16 protein-coding genes and 1 pseudogene are annotated in these 19516 nt (G+C 70.2%); 11 read left to right on the top strand and 6 right to left on the bottom strand.

The annotated features are described in order from the left end of the window. The first annotated feature begins 36 nt into the window (after window positions 1-36). The gene (gene polA, locus AC5YDV_RS02910; protein ID WP_496182101.1) at window positions 37-2730 is read left to right on the top strand and encodes a DNA polymerase I; all 2694 of its coding nucleotides are present in this window, start codon (window positions 37-39) and stop codon (window positions 2728-2730) included. Then, complete coding sequence (locus AC5YDV_RS02905; protein WP_496182196.1) at window positions 2709-3275, top strand: (d)CMP kinase; 567 nt, start codon at window positions 2709-2711, stop codon at window positions 3273-3275. Before polA ends, AC5YDV_RS02905 begins: the two co-directional genes overlap by 22 nt. Window positions 3276-3291: 16 nt before the next feature. Here the strand turns inward: AC5YDV_RS02905 and AC5YDV_RS02900 are convergent, their stop codons facing one another. Further along, a complete protein-coding gene (locus tag AC5YDV_RS02900; RefSeq protein WP_496182100.1) occupies window positions 3292-3870 on the bottom strand; it encodes a maltokinase N-terminal cap-like domain-containing protein in 579 nt (192 codons plus the stop codon). A 53-nt stretch (window positions 3871-3923) separates the two neighbouring features. On the opposite strand from AC5YDV_RS02900, the gene nadE reads away from it, so the two are divergent. The 3 genes from nadE (at window position 3924) to rpsA (ending at window position 8120) form a co-directional block, all read left to right on the top strand. Next, window positions 3924-4748, top strand: a complete 825-nt coding sequence (nadE, locus tag AC5YDV_RS02895; RefSeq protein WP_496182099.1) for an NAD(+) synthase — start codon at window positions 3924-3926, stop codon at window positions 4746-4748. Window positions 4749-5063: 315 nt separating this feature from the next. Then, window positions 5064-6434, top strand: a complete 1371-nt coding sequence (locus AC5YDV_RS02890) for a dicarboxylate/amino acid:cation symporter (protein ID WP_496182098.1) — start codon at window positions 5064-5066, stop codon at window positions 6432-6434. Between the two features lie 225 nt (window positions 6435-6659). Next, the gene (gene rpsA, locus AC5YDV_RS02885; RefSeq protein WP_496182097.1) at window positions 6660-8120 is read left to right on the top strand and encodes a 30S ribosomal protein S1; all 1461 of its coding nucleotides are present in this window, start codon (window positions 6660-6662) and stop codon (window positions 8118-8120) included. Window positions 8121-8202: 82 nt separating this feature from the next. Here the strand turns inward: rpsA and AC5YDV_RS02880 are convergent, their stop codons facing one another. Next, window positions 8203-9246 (bottom strand): serine hydrolase domain-containing protein, encoded by a 1044-nt coding sequence (locus tag AC5YDV_RS02880; protein ID WP_496182096.1) that lies wholly within the window; start codon window positions 9244-9246, stop codon window positions 8203-8205. A gap of 86 nt (window positions 9247-9332) precedes the next feature. Here AC5YDV_RS02880 and coaE point away from each other — a divergent pair, with 86 nt between their 5' ends. Next, window positions 9333-9953, top strand: coding sequence for a dephospho-CoA kinase (gene coaE, locus AC5YDV_RS02875; protein ID WP_496182095.1), 621 nt, complete (start codon window positions 9333-9335; stop codon window positions 9951-9953). A 25-nt stretch (window positions 9954-9978) separates the two neighbouring features. Here the strand turns inward: coaE and AC5YDV_RS02870 are convergent, their stop codons facing one another. After that, complete coding sequence (locus AC5YDV_RS02870) at window positions 9979-10299, bottom strand: zf-HC2 domain-containing protein (RefSeq protein WP_496182094.1); 321 nt, start codon at window positions 10297-10299, stop codon at window positions 9979-9981. Window positions 10300-10327: 28 nt separating this feature from the next. Between AC5YDV_RS02870 and AC5YDV_RS02865 the strand changes: the two genes are divergently transcribed. The 4 genes from AC5YDV_RS02865 (at window position 10328) to uvrB (ending at window position 14787) form a co-directional block, all read left to right on the top strand. Next, window positions 10328-10909, top strand: a complete 582-nt coding sequence (locus tag AC5YDV_RS02865; protein ID WP_496182093.1) for a sigma-70 family RNA polymerase sigma factor — start codon at window positions 10328-10330, stop codon at window positions 10907-10909. A gap of 96 nt (window positions 10910-11005) precedes the next feature. After that, window positions 11006-11854 carry a molybdate ABC transporter substrate-binding protein gene (modA, locus tag AC5YDV_RS02860; RefSeq protein WP_496182092.1) on the top strand — a complete coding sequence of 283 codons (849 nt, stop codon included), beginning with the start codon at window positions 11006-11008 and terminating at the stop codon, window positions 11852-11854. Beyond that, window positions 11851-12642: an ABC transporter permease gene (locus AC5YDV_RS02855; protein WP_496182091.1), complete on the top strand. Its 792-nt coding sequence runs from the start codon at window positions 11851-11853 to the stop codon at window positions 12640-12642. The genes modA and AC5YDV_RS02855 overlap by 4 nt, the downstream gene beginning before the upstream one ends. A gap of 66 nt (window positions 12643-12708) precedes the next feature. Beyond that, window positions 12709-14787, top strand: a complete 2079-nt coding sequence (gene uvrB / locus AC5YDV_RS02850; protein WP_496182090.1) for an excinuclease ABC subunit UvrB — start codon at window positions 12709-12711, stop codon at window positions 14785-14787. 9 nt (window positions 14788-14796) lie between these two features. Here the strand turns inward: uvrB and AC5YDV_RS02845 are convergent, their stop codons facing one another. Together AC5YDV_RS02845 and AC5YDV_RS02840 are read right to left on the bottom strand one after the other, a co-directional pair. Next, a complete protein-coding gene (locus tag AC5YDV_RS02845; RefSeq protein WP_496182089.1) occupies window positions 14797-15396 on the bottom strand; it encodes an MBL fold metallo-hydrolase in 600 nt (199 codons plus the stop codon). Between the two features lie 31 nt (window positions 15397-15427). Then, window positions 15428-16141, bottom strand: coding sequence for a maleylpyruvate isomerase family mycothiol-dependent enzyme (locus tag AC5YDV_RS02840; RefSeq protein ID WP_496182088.1), 714 nt, complete (start codon window positions 16139-16141; stop codon window positions 15428-15430). Window positions 16142-16214: 73 nt separating this feature from the next. Here AC5YDV_RS02840 and uvrA point away from each other — a divergent pair. Continuing rightward, window positions 16215-19055, top strand: a pseudogene (gene uvrA, locus AC5YDV_RS02835) (excinuclease ABC subunit UvrA); the annotation flags it as partial. Window positions 19056-19068: 13 nt separating this feature from the next. Here the strand turns inward: uvrA and AC5YDV_RS02830 are convergent. Next, a complete protein-coding gene (locus tag AC5YDV_RS02830; protein ID WP_496182087.1) occupies window positions 19069-19482 on the bottom strand; it encodes a Rieske (2Fe-2S) protein in 414 nt (137 codons plus the stop codon). Window positions 19483-19516 lie beyond the last annotated feature (34 nt).

The raw sequence follows: 19516 nt of genomic DNA, 5'->3' as shown, positions 1-19516 counted from the left end.
GGCCATCCTGTCAGACCCACGGGCTAGGCTGCTCGGGTGACCCAGACCACCGCACCAGCGGCGTCGCCGCGCCTGTTGCTCATCGACGGCCACTCCGTGGCGTACCGCGCGTTCTTCGCCCTCCCGGTGGAGAACTTCGCGACCGCGACGGGGCAGCACACCAACGCGGTCTTCGGGTTCACCTCCATGTTGATCAACGTGCTGCGCGACGAGCAGCCCACCCACCTCGCCGTGGCGTTCGACGTGAGCCGGCAGACGTTCCGCACGGAGTCCTACCCCGAGTACAAGGCGAACCGATCGGCGTCCCCGGAGGAGTTCAAGGGCCAGGTCGCCCTCGTCAAGGAGGTGCTGGACGCGCTGCGCATCGTGCACGTCGAGGTCGACGGGTACGAGGCGGACGACATCATCGCGACGCTCGCGCGCCAGGCGCAGGGCGCGGGGTGGGAGACCCTGATCTGCACCGGTGACCGCGACACGCTGCAGTTGGTGGATGGCACGACCACCGTCCTCTACCCGCGCAAGGGCGTGAGTGACCTGGCGCGCATGACGCCCACCTCGGTGGAGGAGAAGTACCTCGTGGCCCCCACCCGGTATCCCGAGTTGGCGGCGCTGGTGGGGGAGACCTCAGACAACCTGCCCGGCGTGCCGGGCGTCGGGCCCAAGACGGCCGCGAAGTGGCTGGGCGAGTACGACGGTCTGGAGAACCTCCTGGCCCATTCCGGGGAGCTGCGCGGCAAGGCGGGGGAGTCGCTGCGCGACCGCATCGAGGACGTCCGGCGCAACCGTCGCCTCAACGCGCTGGTGGGCGACCTGGAGCTGCCCGTCGCGCTCGGCGACCTGGAGCGTCGGGACTGGGACCGGGAAGCCGTCCACACCCTGTTCGACAGCCTCGAGTTCCGGGTCCTCCGCGAGCGCCTGCTCGAATCCCTGCCGCAGGAGGTCCCCGAGCCCGAGGGCGGCTTCGACGTGGCCGGGGCCGTCCTGGAGCCGGGTGCGCTGGCCGCGTGGCTCGACGAGCATGCGACCGGGCTCGTGGGCATCCAGCCCGAGGGGCACTGGCACGGCGGGCAGGGCGACGTGACCGGGCTCGCGCTGGCGTCCCTCGACGGTGCCGCCGCCTGGGTGCGCACGACGGAGCTGACTCCCGAGGACGACGCCGTGCTGGCCGCCTGGCTGGCCGACCCCGACCGCCCGAAGGCGATGCACGACGCCAAGGGGCCGATCCAGGCCCTGTGGTCGCGGGGCTGGGAGCTGGCGGGGCTGGCGTCCGACACGATGCTCGCTGCCTACCTGCTCCGCCCCGACCAGCGCACCTACGACCTGGCGGACCTGACGGTCCGCCACCTCCGTCGTGAGCTCGCGGCCGATGGGGCCGCGTCCGTCGATGACTCCCAGTTGGCCCTCGACTTCGGCGACCCCGACGAGGGGCAGGCCGCCATGGTCCGGGCGCGAGCGGTGGCCGAGTTGGCCGGCGCGCTGGACGGCGAGCTGGCGGCCGCCGGCGGGGCGTCCCTGCTGCAGGAGGTGGAGCTGCCGCTGCAGCGCACCCTCGCCGTGATGGAGCGGAACGGCATCGCGCTCGACATGGCGTCCCTGGACGGGCTGTGGGCCGAGTTCGACGTCGAGGTGCGTCGCGCCGAGCAGGAGGCGTACGACGCGATCGGCAAGCCGATCAACCTCGGCTCGCCCAAGCAGTTGCAGGTCGTCCTGTTCGACGAGCTGAACATGCCCAAGACGCGCAGGACGCGCACGGGCTACACCACCGACGCGGACGCGCTGGAGGGGCTGTACGAGAAGACGGAGCACCCGTTCCTCGCCGCGCTGTTGCGGCACCGCGACCAGATCAGGCTGCGCCAGACCGTGGAGGGGCTGCAGAAGTCCGTGGCGGACGACGGACGCGTGCACACCACGTACCTGCAGACCGTCGCCGCGACGGGGCGCCTGAGCTCCACGGATCCGAACCTGCAGAACATCCCGATCCGCACGGAGGCGGGGCGGCGCATCCGTGAGGCCTTCGTGGTGGGCACGGGGTTCGAGTCGCTGATGACCGCCGACTACTCCCAGATCGAGATGCGCATCATGGCCCACGCCTCCGAGGACGCCGGGCTGATCGACGCATTCAATTCCGGGGCGGACTTCCACACCGTCATGGCAGCGCGCGTGTTCGGAGTCGAACCGGGCGCGGTCGACGGCGCCATGCGCGCCAAGATCAAGGCGATGAACTACGGCCTGGCCTACGGGTTGAGCGCGTTCGGCCTGTCGGGGCAGCTCCGCATCTCCGTGTCCGAGGCGAAGGGCCTGATGGAGGAGTACTTCGAGCGGTTCGGCCACGTCCGCGACTACCTGTCCGGCATCGTCGACGACGCCCGCCGGACCGGTTTCACCGAGACGATCCTCGGCCGTCGCCGCTACCTGCCTGACCTGACGTCCTCCAACCGGCAGCGCCGCGAGATGGCCGAGCGCATGGCGCTCAACGCGCCCATCCAGGGTTCGGCGGCCGACATCATCAAGGTCGCGATGCTGGACGTGGAATCGGGCATCGCCCGAGCCGGGCTGTCCTCGCGGATGCTGTTGCAGGTGCACGACGAACTCGTGTTCGAGGTCGCGCCCGGTGAGGCGGAGGCGCTCGAGGCGATCGTGCGCGAGCAGATGGGCCACGCGGTCGAGTTGGCCGTCCCGCTGGACGTGAGCGTCGGTGTGGGCCGGAGCTGGCACGAGGCGGCCCACTGACCGGGCAGCCGGAGGACCGGGATCTCGTCGTCGCCGCCGCGCTGGCGTCCGAGCCGCGTTGCGGCGGCGTCCGGGTCGTCGCGATCGACGGGCCATCCGGCTCCGGCAAGTCCACGCTGGCGGACGCCGTGGCGTCCGACCTCGACTGTCCAATCATGCGTCTCGACCTGCTCTACCCGGGGTGGGAAGGCCTGGCGGAGGGCGTCCGACTGCTGCACGAGCAGGTGTTGGTGCCGCTCTCCCAGGGCCGGCGCGCCCACTTCCGCATTTGGGACTGGGCCGCCGACGACTGGGGTGCCGAACGGTACCTGGACCCGACGCCGCTCCTCGTGGTCGAGGGGTGCGGTTCCGCCACGGGGGCGGCCGGGGAGTTCGCGTCCGTGCGCGTGTGGTTGGAGGCCCCCGCCGACGTCCGCCGCATGCGCGCCCTGGCGCGGGACGGCGAGGTGTACGCGCCCTGGTGGGAGACCTGGGCCGCCCAGGAGCGGGCTCTGTTCGGCGCAGACCGGACGCGCGAACGCGCCGACCTGCACCTCGGCGGTTGAGCCGCCGGGGCGGCCCTCAGCGGAGGACGGCCAGGACGTCCTCGCGTTCCGCGCCCTCGTGGGTCCACGTGGCCACCAGCATGCCCCGGGCGGCGTGCGTGTCCTCGTGCTCGGCGTCCAGGACGCGGATGAGCCGCACCTGGCCCAGCGCGTCCACGCCGGGGGTGACGCCGGAGCCGGCGGCCTTGACGTCCTCGGGCAGGAGTTCCTGGGTCTCGATGTTGCGCATCTGGGACGACGTGTCGCCCTCGCGGATGATCCGCACCAGTTCGGCGACGTAGACCGGGTCGGTGGGGGCGTCGTAGCAGTAGCGGGTGCCGAGCATGCCGTGTTCCAGCGTCCCGATGAGCTCACCCTCGGCCAGTTCGGCGGCCCGCCACGTGACCGGCACGTGGAACACCTGCCCCTTCGAGGCGATCAGCATCGAGTCGAGCCCCACCTCGCCGTCGGGGTCGACGAACCGGAAGTGCCCGACGCGCGTCAGGTCGGCGGCGTCGCCTGTGAACCATTCCTGCTGCTCCAGCCACGGAGCCAGGAGCTCGAGCTTGGTCGGCTGGAGGCTGGTCTGGGTGTAGATGTCCGCGGTACGGCTCATGGCGTGATCTCCGTTGTGTCGGTGGTGGCTCCACGCTAGGCCACAATGGGCCCATGCGTGAGCTGCAACAGACCATTGTCGACGAGTTCGGCGTGAAGCCCGAGATCGACCCGGCCGCCGAGGTCGAGGCACGCGTCCAGTTCCTGGTCGACTACCTCACCACGGTCGGCGCCAAGGGCTACGTCCTCGGGATCTCCGGTGGCTTGGACTCGACCCTGGCCGGACGTATGGCCCAGTTGGCCGTGGAGCGCGTCCGCGCGTCCGGTCGCGAGGCGACGTTCGTCGCCATGCGGTTGCCGTACAAGGTGCAGCAGGACGAGTCGGACGCCGCCGCCGCGATCGCCTTCATCGACGCCGACGAGACCATCACATTCAACATCGCCGCGGGTGTCGATGCCTTCGAGGCCGAGTACGACGCCGCGGTGGGCCAACCCATCGGCGACTTCAACAAGGGCAACATCAAGGCACGCCTGCGCATGGTCGCCCAGTACGCCGTGGCGGGAGAGCGTGGCCTCATGGTGATCGGCACCGACCACGGGGCGGAGTCGGTGACGGGGTTCTTCACCAAGTTCGGTGACGGTGCGGCCGACATCCTGCCGCTGTTCGGGCTCGACAAGCGCCAGAACCGGGAACTCCTGCGCTCGTTGGGGGCGTCCGAGCGGCTGTGGGCCAAGGTCCCCACCGCGGACCTGCTGGACGACAAGCCCGGCCGCACCGACGAGGACGAACTGGGCCTGCGCTACGTGGACATCGACGCGTACCTGGAGGGCCGCGAGGTGCCGGAGGCGGCGGCGGAGCGCATCGAGACCATCTGGCGTCGCACCCGGCACAAGCGCACCACCCCCGTCACGCCGTTCGACACGTGGTGGCGGTCCTGACCGGATCGGCAGCGGCTGGACAAGTTGAGCGGTTGCGCGGTCCGCGGTTGCACGCGACTTGAGGGCGGACCTGACAACGGCGTAAGGTTCAAATGTCAACCTGTTTGAGGAGGTGCTGCATGCCGGGCTTCTGGCGTCGACTGGACGTCGACTTCTGCCTGCGCAGCACCTGTGGGTGTCGGGGCTGATCCTCGCCCGCAACCCCGTTCCACCGCGCCTCCCGGCGCCCACGCATCGATTCGTACCCGCCGCGCCCTGAGGCGTGTGCGGATGCCCGCTGCGTGAACCCCCATCACCACCGCGAAAGGCACACCCATGTCCTCCTCCGCAGCGGCGTCGACCGACGCCGCCACAAGGGCCCCGAAGGCCCGCAAGAAGTTCCCGTTCTGGGCCCAGGTCCTCGTCGGCCTCGCCGCCGGCGTCGTCCTCGGCTGGCTCGCCCGCACCTACGACGTGGCGTGGCTCAAGGAGCTCCTCAGCACCGTCGGCACGATCTTCGTGCAGCTGCTGCGCGTCATCGTCGTCCCGCTCGTCCTGACCGCCCTCATCGTGTCGATCACCCAGCTGCGCCACGTCGCCAACGCTGCCAAGCTGGCCGTCCAGACGCTGGTCTGGTTCGCCATCACGGCCTTGATCTCGGTGTTGATCGGCATCGGCCTGGGCGTCCTGACCAACCCGGGCGCCTCGGCATCCATCGGCACCGAGGGTGCCAGGGCCGTCGCGACCCAGGGCACGTGGCTCGACTTCATCAAGGGCCTCGTCCCGGTCAACATCCTCGGCATCGAGGCGTCCAGCAGGTTCAACGCCGACGCCTCCACCGTCGCGACCAGCCTGAACTTCAATGTCCTGCAGCTCGTCGTCCTCGGCATCGTGCTGGGCGCCGCCGCGCTCGCGGTGGGCAAGAAGGCCGACCCGTTCGTCGAGCTCGCCACCTCGCTGCTCGCCGTGTTCCAGAAGCTCGTCTGGTGGGTGATCCTGCTGGCCCCGATCGGCACGGCCGCGCTCATCGGTCGCGCCGTGGCCACCTACGGCTGGGACCTGATTGCGCCGCTGGGCATCTTCACCCTCGACGTGTACCTCGGTTGCGCCTTGGTCACGTTCGGCCTGTACCCGATCCTGCTCAAGGTGCACGGACTGTCGGTCCGCCGCTGGTTCGCCGGCGCGTGGGAGTCGATCACGCTGGCCTTCGTCACCCGTAGCTCGATCGGCACCCTGCCCGTCACCCAGAGCAACACGATCAACAAGCTGGGCGTGCCCCAGACGTACGCGTCGTTCGCCGTCCCGCTGGGCGCCACCACCAAGATGGACGGTTGCGCCGCCATCTACCCGGCCCTGGCGGCGATCACCGTCGCGCAGTTGTTCGGCATCGAGCTGGGCCTGCAGCACTACGTCCTGATCGCCTTCGTCGCCGTCGTCGGATCGGCCGCCACGGCGGGCCTCACCGGCGCGATCGTCATGCTGACCCTCACGCTGTCGACCCTGGGCCTGCCCCTGGAGGGCGTCGGCCTGCTGCTCGCCATCGACCCGATCCTCGACATGGCCCGCACCGCGACCAACGTGGCCGGCCAGTCGCTGATCCCGACCATCGTGGCCAAGCGCAACGGCATCCTCGACGAGGACGTCTACAACGGCCGCACCCCGGCGGACGCCGCGGCGTCCGGCCAGCCGGAGCTCGCCCACGCCTGACCCGGTCCGAGTGCCCGTCCGTGCGACGCCTCGAACTCCTGGGGATTCGAACTCCTGGAGACGGAACGACGCACGGGCGGGCACCCGGGCAGCCTTTGCCTCATCCCTCGTCCACGCAGTAGTCTGGTGACCCGGTGCAGTCTGCCCATCTCCGGACGGAGTGGGGTGGGTGCCAAGGGCTGCACCAGTCCACCAGAACATCATCCACAATCGGAGCCCTACTACATGACCTCCACTCCTGAGGCCGCTCAGGTCGCAGTCGACGATTTCCAGACCGCCGAAGAATTCGCGCAGGCCGTCGACGCCACAATCAAGTACTTCAACGACGGTGACATCGTCACCGGCACCGTCGTCAAGGTCGACCGGGACGAGGTCCTCCTCGACATCGGTTACAAGACCGAAGGTGTCATTCCTTCCAAGGAACTCTCCATCAAGCACGACGTCGACCCGTTCGACGTGGTTTCCGTGGGTGATGTGATCGAGGCCCTCGTCCAGACGAAGGAGGACAAGGAAGGCCGCCTGATCCTCTCCAAGAAGCGTGCGCAGTACGAGCGCGCCTGGGGCACGATCGAGAAGGTCAAGGAAGAGGACGGTGTCGTCACCGGCCGCGTCATCGAGGTCGTCAAGGGCGGCCTCATCGTCGACATCGGCCTGCGTGGCTTCCTGCCCGCGTCGCTGGTCGAGATGCGCCGCGTCCGCGACCTCCAGCCCTACGTGGGCCAGGAGCTCGAGGCCAAGATCATCGAGCTGGACAAGAACCGCAACAACGTGGTCCTGTCCCGCCGTGCGTGGCTGGAGCAGACGCAGTCCGAGGTGCGCCACACGTTCCTCAACCAGCTGCAGAAGGGCCAGATCCGCAAGGGTGTCGTGTCCTCGATCGTCAACTTCGGTGCGTTCGTCGACCTGGGCGGCGTGGACGGCCTCGTGCACGTGTCCGAGCTGTCCTGGAAGCACATCGACCACCCGTCCGAGGTCGTCGAGGTGGGCCTGGAGGTCACCGTCGAGGTGCTCGACGTCGACATGGACCGCGAGCGCGTCTCCCTGTCGCTGAAGGCCACCCAGGAGGATCCCTGGCAGACCTTCGCCCGCACCCACCAGATCGGTCACATCGTGCCCGGCAAGGTCACCAAGCTGGTGCCGTTCGGTGCGTTCGTCCGCGTGGGCGACGGCATCGAGGGCCTCGTGCACGTCTCCGAGCTGGCCGAGCGCCACGTCGAGATCCCCGAGCAGGTCGTCGCGGTCAACGACGACGTCATGGTCAAGATCATCGACATCGACCTCGAGCGTCGCCGCATCTCCCTGTCGCTCAAGCAGGCCAACGAGGGCGTCGACATCGCCTCGGAGGACTTCGACCCGTCGCTGTACGGCATGACCGCCAACTACGACGACCAGGGCAACTACATCTACCCCGAGGGCTTCGATCCGGAGCTCCAGGAGTGGAAGCCCGGCTACGAGGAGCAGCAGCGCGCCTGGGAGCAGCAGTACGCCGAGGCGCAGGCCCGCTGGATGGCCCACAAGGAGCAGGTCGCCCAGGCCGAGGCCGCCGAGTCGCAGGCCGCCGTCGAGGCCGTCTCGACTGCGTCCTACTCGGCCGGCGGCTCGAGCGACGCGGCCCCCGAGGGTTCGCTGGCGTCCGACGAGGCCCTGCAGGCACTCCGCGACAAGCTGACCGGCGGCGCCAACTGAGGCACCGGTTGCTGAACCACGAACGGCGCTCCCACCTCACGGTGGGGGCGCCGTTCGGCGTTTCCGGTGGGAAGTCCCTCCACTACCCGCGGCGCAGGAGGGCCAGCACCTCGATGAACAGGCGGAAGCTGGTGGCCATCCGGCGGGTGTCGCCGAGGTTGATCACGATGTCGGTGCCGGTGGTCGGGTCGTGCCACAGGTGGGCCGCGGTGATCCCGATGTGGCCCACCAAGCGCGGGTAACCGCGCAGCCACGGGGCGAATCCCTCGATCATCGCCGTCATCGTGCCCGCGCCGTACGCGAGCCCCGGTCGGAACTTGTTCCGGGGGCGGGACATGACGGCCATCGACTCGGGTGCCACGAGGGTCCCGTCGTGCAGGGCCGCGCCGAGGCGCGCCAGGTCGGACGCCGTCGCGGCCATCCCCCCGCCTGCCCAGTCGATGGTGAGGCTCGGGGCCGCGCTCACGTCGGTTCGGTCCAGCAGGAGGGGTGCCAACGTGGTGGTGCCGTCCGCCGGCGTGCTGCGGAAGGGGTAGAACGCGCTCGCCAGGCGCACCCGGTCGAAGATCCGGCGGTGGGCGAGGGTGACGAAGTCCTCGCCGGTGGTCTCCTCGAGGATGCGTCCGAGCAGGACGAAGCCGGTGTCGCTGTAGGAGAACTTATGCCCGGCGCGTCCGACCGGGACCTGACGCTCGCGGCTCACCCGCAGGAGGTCGTCGGGCGTCCAGATCCGCTGGGGCTCGGCGATGGCCTGCCTGTAGGCCTTGACGCCGCTGGTCACCCTGCCCTCGAAGTAGTCCGCGACCCCGGAGGTGTGGGTGAGCAGGTGCTCGACGGTGGCGGGCGCACCCGGCAGGAACAGGCCCGCGATCTCGCCCGCGGGCAGGACGTCGGCGACCGGCGTGTCGAGGCGCAGCCTGCCGTCCTCCACGCACTGCAGGACCAGGGCGGCGGTGATGATCTTGCCCACGCTCGCCGCGTGGAAGGGCTCTGCCGCGGGTCCCGCGTGGTAGGTGAGGTCGAGCCGGGGCGCACGAACGAAGACGTGGGGCGTGCGGCCGAGCTTCCGCTCCAGGCGGGAGAGGCGGGGGGCGAGGGCTTCGGTGAAGCGGGCGGAGGCGTCCATCCGACAAGATCCTATGGCACCAGCGCCCACCGGCCGCTCGACCGGCTGCGGGACTGCGCCGCCTCGGCTGATGGCACGATGGACGCATGACCCCACCGCGCTCCATCGCCCTCACCGGCGGCATCGGATCCGGCAAGTCGACCGTCGCGGACCTCCTCGCGGCCAAGGGTGCCGTCATCATCGACTCCGATGTCCTGGCCCGCGAGGTCGTCGAGCCGGGCACGGGCGGGCTGGTCGCCGTGGTCGAGCGCTTCGGCGACGGCGTCCTCACCGAGGACGGGTCGCTGGACCGGCCGGCGCTGGGCCGGCTGGTGTTCGCCGACGACGCGGCGCGCGCGGACCTCAACGCGATCGTCCACCCCCGCGTCCGGGCCCGTGCCCGCCAGCTGCGGGCCGCGGCCCTGGCGTCCGACCCGGACGCCGTGGTCATCGACGTCATCCCCCTGTTGGTGGAGACGGGGCTGGCGGATCGCTACGACGTCGTGATCGTGGTGGACGTCCCGGTCGAGGCCCAGGTCGAGCGGGTCATGGCCCGCAACGGGCTCAGCCGAGAGGACGTCGAGGCGCGCATCGCCGCCCAGGCGTCGCGCGCGGAGCGACTGGCGGCGGCGGACGTCGTCATCGACAATGCCCGCACCCTCTCCGCGCTGCTGGACCAGGTGGACGCCGCATGGGCCCACCTCACCGGGACGGACCGCGGGGCTTAGGCCTCCCGCGTGGGACGCCGCCGCCTCAGCCGGCTGCGACGCCGGGTTTGCACGTGCAGGTCGGACACTGGCAGTCGGTGCAGGCGCACGGGCCACCGGTGCGGCACGCACAGATGTGGGCCTCGGAGGCGTTCACGAGCATGCTGGTGAGGTCAGGCGCGCGCAGGCCGTCCTCGCGCAGCTCGCGGGTCATGGACCGGGCCCGGGCGAGCCACTCGCGACACTCCCCGCAACTCGTCAGGTGGGCGTCCAGCTGCGCGGCTGGGACGGACGACGGCTCACCGTCGATCCGGGCCGACAGCGCGCGTCGCCAGCGGCGGGGCTGCGGGCAGGGCGGCTGGGGCACGTCCTGAGCCTAGCGCTAGGGTGCTGACGTGCCCCGTGTGCCCGCCAGCGATCGCTCCCGCCGCGATGCGGAGGTGACGGCGCTCGCGCTGGCCGCCGGTCGCGGCGACCGGCCGGCTTTGGGGGAGTTCATCCGGCTCACCCAGGCCGACGTGTGGAGGTTCGTCGCCCACCTGGCAGGCACGGACGCCGCCGACGACCTCACCCAGGACACCTACCTGCGCGCGATGGACGCCCTCCCCACGTTCCGGGGGGAGGCGCCGGCGCGCGTGTGGCTGCTGACGATCGCTCGTCGGACGGCCGCCGACCGCGTCCGTCGCCAGATCGCCCGGCCGACGGTGCCCTGCGCGGCCGCCGACTGCGGTCAGCGCGTGCTCGGTGACGCGTCCGCTGCGGTGGAGATCTCGGCGATGCTCGCATCGCTCGACCCGGATCGCCGAGAGGCACTCGTCCTCACGCAGGTGGTGGGCTACACGTACGCCGAGGCGGCGGAGATCGCCGGTGTGCCGGTGGGCACGATCCGGTCCCGGGTCGCGCGAGCCCGTGCGGACCTGGTGGAGCACTGGTCGGACGCCGCCACCCACGTGGAATCGCTCCTCCGCGCGGGCTGACGCGCCCGGGCCCGCCGAAAAACTCTGCGTCGCGATCGACGGGAACTTCTGCGCCGCGGCGGACGACTCCTGGGGTGAACCTGAGGAGGAATCATCGTGTCCCTTTCCCGTCGAGGCCTGTTGGCCGCGCTCGCCCTCGTCCCTCTGGCGCCCCTCGCCGCGTGCAGCCAGCCGGCCACGACGCCCGCCCCGGCGGCGTCCACCCCGGCGGCGAGCGCCGCCTCCGGAGCCGGCGCGGTGCCCACGGCGTCCGGCGAGGTCGTGGTCTACCTGCCCGGCGCCATGGCCACCCAGTCGAAGGCGCTCGCGGCCGCGTTCGCGGCCAGCGGGGCGACGGCGTCCATCGAGGTGGGCCACACCCCGATCCAGCGCGAGCAACTCACCAAGGGCGCCACACCGGACGTGTGGATCGCCGCGAACCCGGCCGACATGAAGTCCACCGCCGAGGCAGGGCTCGTCGTCGCCGACCAGGTCCAGGACCTCGCCCGCACCGAACTCGTCGTCGTGGTCGCGCCCGGCAACCCCGGCCAGGTGCGGAAGGTCCAGGACCTGGCGAACCCGGGGGTGGACGTGCTCCTGGCCGCCGAGACGCTGCCGATCTGGATGACCACCGCCAAGGCGTTCGCCTCGATCGAGGCGGCGACCTCCGGCTTCACCGAGAAGGTGGAGGCCAACACGGTGAGCCGCGAGATGGGCGTCCAACCGATCATCACGAAGGTCACGAAGGGCGAGGCGGACGCCGGCATCGTCTTCGTCACCGACGTTGGGCCCGACGCGGAGACCGTGGCCATCCCGGATGAGCTCAACGCCCGACTCACCCTGTCGATCGCCCCGGTCAAGGCCGGGAAGAACCCCGCCGGTGCGGAGGCGTTCATCACGTTCATGACGTCCGGGGAGGGCAGGACCATCCTTGACGAGGCCGGATACCTGCCGCCCTCCGCGTGACGACGCGGGCCCGACCGCGGGAGGTCCTCCCGTTCGCCATCCCGGCGGCCCTGCTGGTCGGGCTCCTCGCCGTCCCCCTGGCCGGGCTGGTCTGGCTCGCCGTCAGCGGTGACCTCGGCCAGTACCTGCGCGACCCGGCCGTGCATGCCGCCGTGCGCCTGTCCGTGGGCACGTCGGCCGTCAGCGCCGCGCTCATCGTCGCCTTCGGGACGCCGCTGGCCTACGCCTTGGCGCGATGGCGGTTCCCCGGCCGGACGGTGGTCCAGTTGCTGGTCGACCTGCCCATCGTGCTGCCGCCCATGGTGGCCGGCATCGCCCTGCTGGAGGTGTTCGGGCGCAACGGCTGGCTGGGGAACCCGTTGGCGGCCGTGGGGGTGTCGCTGCCCTTCACCACGACCGCCGTGGTGGTCTCCCAGGTGTTCGTGGCCGGACCGTTCTACGTGCGCGCCGCCCGGGTGGGCTTCGCCGACATCGATCCGACGATCGCCGAGGCGGCTGTCGTCGACGGGGCCTCCGAGGTGAAGCTGTTCGCGCACATCATGGTCCCGGGCGCGCGTCGGGCGATCATGAGCGGGCTGGTCCTGGCCTGGGCGCGCGCGCTGGGGGAGTTCGGCGCCACGATCTTCTTCGCCGGCAACCGCGAGGGGGTCACGCAGACCATGCCGCTGGCGATCTTCATCGGGTTCGAGTCGAACCTCAGCCTGGCGGTCGGCCTCTCGTTCGTGCTGTTGGTCACCAGCGTGGTGGTGCTGATGGTGGCGTGGGTGCTCGACGGCCGGTTCGAGTGACCTTCGTCCGCACGACCTGACGGGGCCCCACGCTGATTGTCCGAGGCGCCGCCTACGCTGGGAACCATGCGTCCCACCACCGACATCCAGCGCCGCGTGGCCCCGTTCAAGGTCCACGCCGACTTCGAGCCCGGCGGCGACCAGCCGACCGCGATCGCCGAGTTGGAGCGCCGCATCATGGCCGGGGAGCAGGACGTCGTGCTGCTGGGTGCCACCGGCACGGGCAAGACGGCCACGGTGGCCTGGCTCGCCGAGCGGCTCCAGCGTCCGATGCTCGTGATGCAGCCCAACAAGACGCTGGCGGCCCAGTTCGCGAACGAGTTGCGCCAGTTCTTCCCCGACAACGCGGTGGAGTACTTCGTCAGCTACTACGACTACTACCAGCCCGAGGCGTACGTCCCGCAGTCGGACACCTACATCGAGAAGGACAGCTCGCTGAACGAAGAGGTCGAGCGCCTGCGGCACTCGGCCACCAACTCGCTGCTGACCCGCCGCGACGTGATCGTGGTGGCGACCGTGTCCGCCATCTACGGTCTGGGCACGCCGCAGGAGTACGTGGATCGCATGATCCGCCTCCGGGTGGGGGAGAGCCACGACATGGAGGGGCTGGCCCGCCGGCTCGTGAGCAACCAGTACGGGCGCAACGACCTCGCGGCCACCCGCGGCACCTTCCGGGTCCGCGGCGACACGATGGAGATCTTCCCGATGTACGAGGAGAACGCCGTCCGGGTCGAGTTCTTCGGCGACGAGATCGAGGCGCTCTCCACACTCCACCCCCTGACCGGCGAGGTGCTGAGTGAGGACCAGGAGGTCTACGTCTTCCCGGCGTCGCACTACGTGGCGGGCCCCCAGCGCATGGAGCGCGCGATGGCCGACATCGAGGTCGAGCTCGAGCAGCGGCTCACCGATCTCGAGGCGTCCAACAAGCTGCTCGAGGCCCAGCGCTTGCGCATGCGGACGAGCTACGACCTGGAGATGATGCGCCAGATCGGCACCTGCTCCGGCATCGAGAACTACTCGCGCCACATCGACGGGCGCGGTCCCGGCACGCCCCCGAACTGCCTGCTCGACTACTTCCCGGAGGACTTCGTGCTCGTCGTCGACGAGTCCCACGTCACCGTTCCGCAGATCGGCGGCATGTACGAGGGCGACATGTCCCGCAAGCGGACGCTGGTCGACTACGGGTTCCGCCTGCCCAGCGCGATGGACAACCGGCCGCTGCGCTTCGAGGAGTTCGTCGAGCGCATCGGCCAGACGGTGTACCTGTCGGCGACGCCCGGCCCGTACGAGATGGCGAAGTCGGACGGCTTCGTCGAACAGGTCATCCGCCCCACCGGCCTGGTCGACCCCGAGGTGATCGTGAAGCCCACGAAGGGGCAGATCGACGACCTCATGGGTGAGATCAAGGAGCGCGTCGTGAAGAACGAACGCATCCTGGTGACGACCCTCACCAAGAAGATGGCCGAGGACCTCACCGACTACCTCATGGAGAACGGAATCCGGACGCGGTACCTCCACTCCGAGGTCGACACGCTGCGCCGGATCGAGTTGCTGCGCGAACTGCGGCTCGGCGAGTACGACGTCCTCGTGGGCATCAACCTCTTGCGCGAGGGCCTCGACCTGCCCGAGGTGTCGCTCGTCGCGATCCTGGACGCCGACAAGGAGGGCTTCCTGCGGTCGGAACGGTCGCTGATCCAGACGATCGGTCGCGCCGCTCGCAACGTGGCCGGGCAGGTGCACATGTACGCCGACAAGATGACCCCGTCGATGGTGGCCGCCATCGACGAGACCAACCGTCGGCGAGCGCTTCAGACCGCCTACAACACCGAACGCGGCATCGATCCGCAGCCGCTGCGCAAGAAGATCGCCGACATCACCGACATGCTAGCCCGGGAGGACGCCGACACCCGCGACGTGGTCGGCAGGTTCGGCGACAAGGCCACAGCGCCGGTGCCCCACCTCAGGAAGGGCGACCGCGACCTCGGCTCGCTCCCAACCTCGGAGCTGGCCCAGCTCGTCCACGAGCTGTCGGACCAGATGCACGAGGCCGCGCGCGAGCTCCAGTTCGAGACGGCCGCCCGCCTGCGCGACGAGATCGCCGAGCTGAAGAAGACCATCCGGCAGGTGGTGGAGGCCACCAAGTAGGCCGCCGGCTCACCAACCGCGTTCGCGCCACTCCGCCAGGTGGGGGCGCTCCGCGCCCAAGGTCGTGGGGTCGCCGTGGCCCGGTGAGACGGTCGTGTCGTCGCCGAAGCGGTCGAAGAGCTTGTGGGTGACGTCGTCGAGCAGGGAGGAGAAGTCCTCCGGGTTGTGGGTCCTGCCGACGCCCCCGGGGAACAGGGAATCCCCGGTGAAGAGGTGGGCCTTGCCGCGGGTCGGTGTGTGGGCCAGCGCGATGGAGCCCGGGGTGTGGCCGACCAGCCCGACCACCTCGAGTTCGACGTCCCCGACGCGGACGGTGTCGCCGTCCCAGACCCGTTCGTCGATCGTGACGCCCGTGGCCTCGGCGATGGCGTCGGCGTCCGGCGCCCCGGCGATCAGTCGTGCGCCGGTGTGCGAGGCGACCGTGGCCAGGGCGGCGATGTGGTCGGGGTGGCGATGGGTCGTGACGATGGCGCGGATGGGGGTGTCGCCGATGAGGGCGAGCAGCGCGATCGGGTCATCAGCGGCGTCGATGAGCAGGCCCTCGCCCGAGTCGACCAGCAGGTACGCGTTGTTCGCCATCGAGCCGACGACGGCGCTCGTGATCTCCATGGTCGCACCCTAGCCGGGCGGGCTCTCGGCGTCAGCCCGCGATAGGCCAGGTGATGCCGCCGGTGTCGGCCAATCCGTCGCCCTGGGTGCGGCCGGTCACCCACGCCCACAGGGCGGCGTCGGGCCCGGTGACGGTGATGCGCTCGCCGACGCTCCCCAGCGAGGCGGTGAGGCCGGAGTCCGACACGATGTCGACGGCGGGGAGTGACTCGTCGTCGCGGAGCAGGAGGAGCATCCAGTCCAGCATCCAGCGGGCGGGGACGAGCGCGACGTCCTCCCAGGTGAGGCCGGCGTCCAGGTCGAGGTGGTGCAGGGTGAGCTCGTGGAGCCGGATCAGGGTCACCAACGACAGGGGGAACTCGCCGTCGAGGAGCCGGACGGGCGCGAGCCAGTCCTCGACCCGGTCCGTCAGGGTGGCCAACTCGGCGGCCGAGGTGTCGAGGTCGACGTGGAGCTCGAGGCCGGAGCGCTCCGCCCCCCGCTCGATGTCGTTGAACTTCGCGGCCTGGGACGGGTACAGGGGTGAGGGGTCACCCGTCCGCGCGGCCGCGATGACCCGGCGCAGCGCGTCCGCGTTGCGGCTGAGATGGGTGGCGACGTGCGCGCGCGACCAGCCCGGGAGCAGCGAGGGCGCGTGCCACGCCTCCTCGTCGAGGTCCAGGGTGTGGCGCAGCAGGGCCTGCGTCGCCACCGCGATGCGCTTGAGGACCGGCTCGACCTGGCCTTGGTTCAGGATCGAGAGCATGGCGTCACCCTAGCCGTACTGTCGGTCGCTGCAAGGCCTGCCCATGCAGGAACCGTCGGAGCACGCGCCTACCATGGGGCGGGTGACCGAACGTCTGATCGTCGCGGGTGCGCGCGAGCACAACCTGCGGAACGTGAGCCTGGAACTTCCGCGGGATTCCCTGATCGTCTTCACCGGGCTGTCGGGATCGGGAAAGTCGTCCCTGGCGTTCGACACGATCTTCGCCGAGGGCCAGCGGCGCTACGTGGAGTCGCTGTCGGCGTACGCCCGGCAGTTCCTGGGGCAGATGGACAAGCCGGACGTCGACTTCATCGAGGGCCTCTCTCCCGCCGTCGCGATCGACCAGAAGTCGACCAGCCGCAACCCGCGGTCCACCGTCGGCACCATCACCGAGGTCTACGACTACCTGCGCCTCCTGTACGCCCGCATCGGGCACCCGCACTGCCCGGAATGCGGGGAGCCGATCAGCCGCCAGTCCCCGCAGCAGATCGTCGATCGGCTGCTGGAGTTGCCCGAGGGCACCAAGTTCATGGTGCTCGCCCCGGTCGTCCGCGGCCGCAAGGGTGAGCACATCGACCTCATGCGGTCCTACATCACGCAGGGCTTCACCCGCGTCCGGGTGGACGGGGAGATCCACCAGTTGACGAGCCCCCCGACGCTGGACAAGCAGATCCGCCACAACATCGAGGTGGTGGTCGACCGGCTCGCGGCCAAGGCGTCCATCAAGCAGCGCCTGACCGACTCGGTCGAGACGGCGCTCAACCTGGCCTCCGGCGTGGTCGAGCTCGAGTTCGTCGACGTCCCCGAGGGGGATCCGGGCCGGCACCGGCGCTACTCCGAGAAGCTGGCCTGCCCGAACAACCACGACATCTCCCTGGAGGAGCTCGAGCCCCGCCAGTTCTCGTTCAACGCCCCGTGGGGCGCCTGCCCGACGTGTTCAGGCCTGGGCACGCGCATGGAGGTCGACCCCGACCTCGTCGTTCCGGACCGCAGCAAGAGCCTCGCCGAGAACGCGGTCGTGCCGTGGAACTCCGTCTACGTCTCGGGCTATTTCCAGGCGATCTTCCGGACGCTCGCGGCCGAGTACGGCTTCTCGGTGAACACGCCTTGGGCCGAACTGCCCACCAGGATCCAGGGCATGATCCTCAACGGGGTGAAGGGCACGTTGCGGGTCACCAACACCAACCGGCACGGGCGGACGACGAGCTACAACGCGACGTTCGAGGGGGCGTTGCCCTTCGTCCGGCGTCGCTTCACCGAGGCGGAGAGCGACAACGCCCGTGACCGGTTCGCCGGGTTCATGCGGGAGCGGCCCTGCGACGCGTGCCACGGGGCCCGGCTCAAGCCGACCTCGCTGGCGGTGACCCTCGGGGGTCTCAACATCGCCGAGGTGTCCAACCTGTCGATCGGCGAGTGCCTCACCTTCATGCGGGGCCTCACGTTGTCCGAGCGCGAGGCGGCCATCGCCGAGCGGGTCGTCAAGGAGGTCAACGAGCGCCTCCGGTTCCTGGTGGACGTCGGCCTGGACTACCTCACGCTGGCCCGGTCGGCGGGCAGCCTGTCCGGTGGTGAGGCCCAGCGCATCCGGCTGGCCACCCAGATCGGGTCGGGGCTGGTCGGCGTCCTGTACGTGCTGGACGAGCCGTCCATCGGCCTGCACCAGCGCGACAACCGGCGCCTCATCGACACGCTGATCCGGTTGAGGGACCTGGGCAACACCCTGATCGTCGTCGAGCACGACGAGGACACGATCCGCACCGCGGACCACGTCGTCGACATCGGCCCGGGCGCGGGTGAGCACGGCGGCAACGTGATCGTGTCGGGGTCGGTGGCGGAGCTGCTCGCCGACGAGAAGTCGCTCACGGGGGCGTACCTGTCGGGGCGGCGGAGCATCCCCGTCCCGGCGGTCCGACGCCCGGGCAACGGCAAGCGGCTGACGATCGAGGGGGCGTCCGAGAACAACCTCAAGAGCGTCACGGTCGACTTCCCGCTGGGCTGCATGGTGGCCGTGACGGGCGTGTCCGGGTCGGGCAAGAGCTCGCTGGTGAACCACATCTTGAGCAAGGCGTTGGCGCGGCACCTGTACTCGGCCAAGGACGTACCGGGCCGCCACACGAAGATCGCCGGCCTGGAGAACGTCGACAAGGCGATCCACGTCGACCAGAGCCCGATCGGGCGGACGCCACGGTCCAACCCCGCGACGTACACCGGCGTGTTCGACCGCATCCGGAAGCTCTTCGCCGAGACCCCCGAGGCGAAGGTTCGCGGGTACCAACCGGGCCGGTTCTCCTTCAACGTCAAGGGCGGCCGGTGCGAGAACTGCGCGGGCGACGGCACCATCAAGATCGAGATGAACTTCCTGCCCGACGTGTACGTGCCCTGCGAGGTCTGCAACGGCGCCCGCTACAACCGCGAGACCCTCGAGGTGCACTACAAGGGCAAGACCATCGCCCAGGTCCTCGACATGCCGATCGAGGAGGCGGCCGAGTTCTTCGCCCCGATCAACGCGATCTCCCGCTACATGACGACGCTCGTCGACGTCGGCTTGGGTTACGTCCGCCTGGGCCAGCCGGCGACGACGCTGTCTGGTGGTGAGGCGCAGCGCGTCAAGCTCGCCACCGAACTGCAGCGCCGTTCCACCGGCAAGACCGTCTACATCCTCGACGAGCCCACCACGGGCCTGCACTTCGAGGACATCAGCAAGCTCCTGACGGTGCTCAACCGCCTCGTCGACCAGGGCAACTCGATCATCGTGATCGAGCACAACCTCGACGTGATCAAGACCGCGGACTGGGTCATCGACATGGGGCCCGAGGGCGGCTCCGGTGGCGGGACGGTCGTCGGCATCGGCACGCCGGAGGAGATCGCGGTCAACCCGGACAGCTACACCGGGCAGTTCCTCAAGCCGATGCTGGAGCGCTGAGGGGTCAGACCGACACCTGCACCTGGTCGCCGTCCACGACCGCCTTGGCGGCCTTGAGCGGCTTGGCCGCGGGCCCGTTGGTGACGGAGCCGTCCACGATCGAGAACCTGGCGCCGTGGCACCTGCAATGGATGTCCTGCCCGCGGATCTCCGACACCGGGCAGCCCTGGTGGGTGCACGTCTTGCTGAACGCCTTGAACTCGCCGGCGGTGGGCTGCGTCACCACGAAGTTGGCCTCGTCCAGGATCACGCCACCACCGACCGGGATGCGGTTGGTCGGGATGGACAGCGTCTTGCCGGTCGGAGGAGCGCCGGGCGAGGTGCGGGTCGGGGCACTGCAGCCCGCCAGGGCTCCGGTGCCCACGGCGAGTGCGGCCAGCCCGGCCCCGGTCAGGAAGGTTCGACGGTCGGGAGTCATGCACTCATCCTAGTCCGACGGTGGCGAGCCCCCG

It is taken from the genome of Propioniciclava sp. LT432, from assembly GCF_059515965.1.
The sequence above is the reverse complement of the archived record's forward strand: the minus strand, read 5'-3'. Positions and strand labels throughout refer to the sequence as shown.

Excerpts from the sequence above, each read along its gene's own strand:
- AC5YDV_RS02900 (WP_496182100.1), bottom strand. The coding sequence starts at position 3,870 with ATGAGCCGTACCGCGGACATCTACACCCAGACCAGCCTCCAGCCGACC.
- nadE (WP_496182099.1), top strand. The coding sequence starts at position 3,924 with ATGCGTGAGCTGCAACAGACCATTGTCGACGAGTTCGGCGTGAAGCCC.
- AC5YDV_RS02890 (WP_496182098.1), top strand. The coding sequence starts at position 5,064 with ATGTCCTCCTCCGCAGCGGCGTCGACCGACGCCGCCACAAGGGCCCCG.
- rpsA (WP_496182097.1), top strand. The coding sequence starts at position 6,660 with ATGACCTCCACTCCTGAGGCCGCTCAGGTCGCAGTCGACGATTTCCAG.
- AC5YDV_RS02880 (WP_496182096.1), bottom strand. The coding sequence starts at position 9,246 with ATGGACGCCTCCGCCCGCTTCACCGAAGCCCTCGCCCCCCGCCTCTCC.
- coaE (WP_496182095.1), top strand. The coding sequence starts at position 9,333 with ATGACCCCACCGCGCTCCATCGCCCTCACCGGCGGCATCGGATCCGGC.
- uvrB (WP_496182090.1), top strand. The coding sequence starts at position 12,709 with ATGCGTCCCACCACCGACATCCAGCGCCGCGTGGCCCCGTTCAAGGTC.
- AC5YDV_RS02845 (WP_496182089.1), bottom strand. The coding sequence starts at position 15,396 with ATGGAGATCACGAGCGCCGTCGTCGGCTCGATGGCGAACAACGCGTAC.
- AC5YDV_RS02840 (WP_496182088.1), bottom strand. The coding sequence starts at position 16,141 with ATGCTCTCGATCCTGAACCAAGGCCAGGTCGAGCCGGTCCTCAAGCGC.
- AC5YDV_RS02830 (WP_496182087.1), bottom strand. The coding sequence starts at position 19,482 with ATGACTCCCGACCGTCGAACCTTCCTGACCGGGGCCGGGCTGGCCGCA.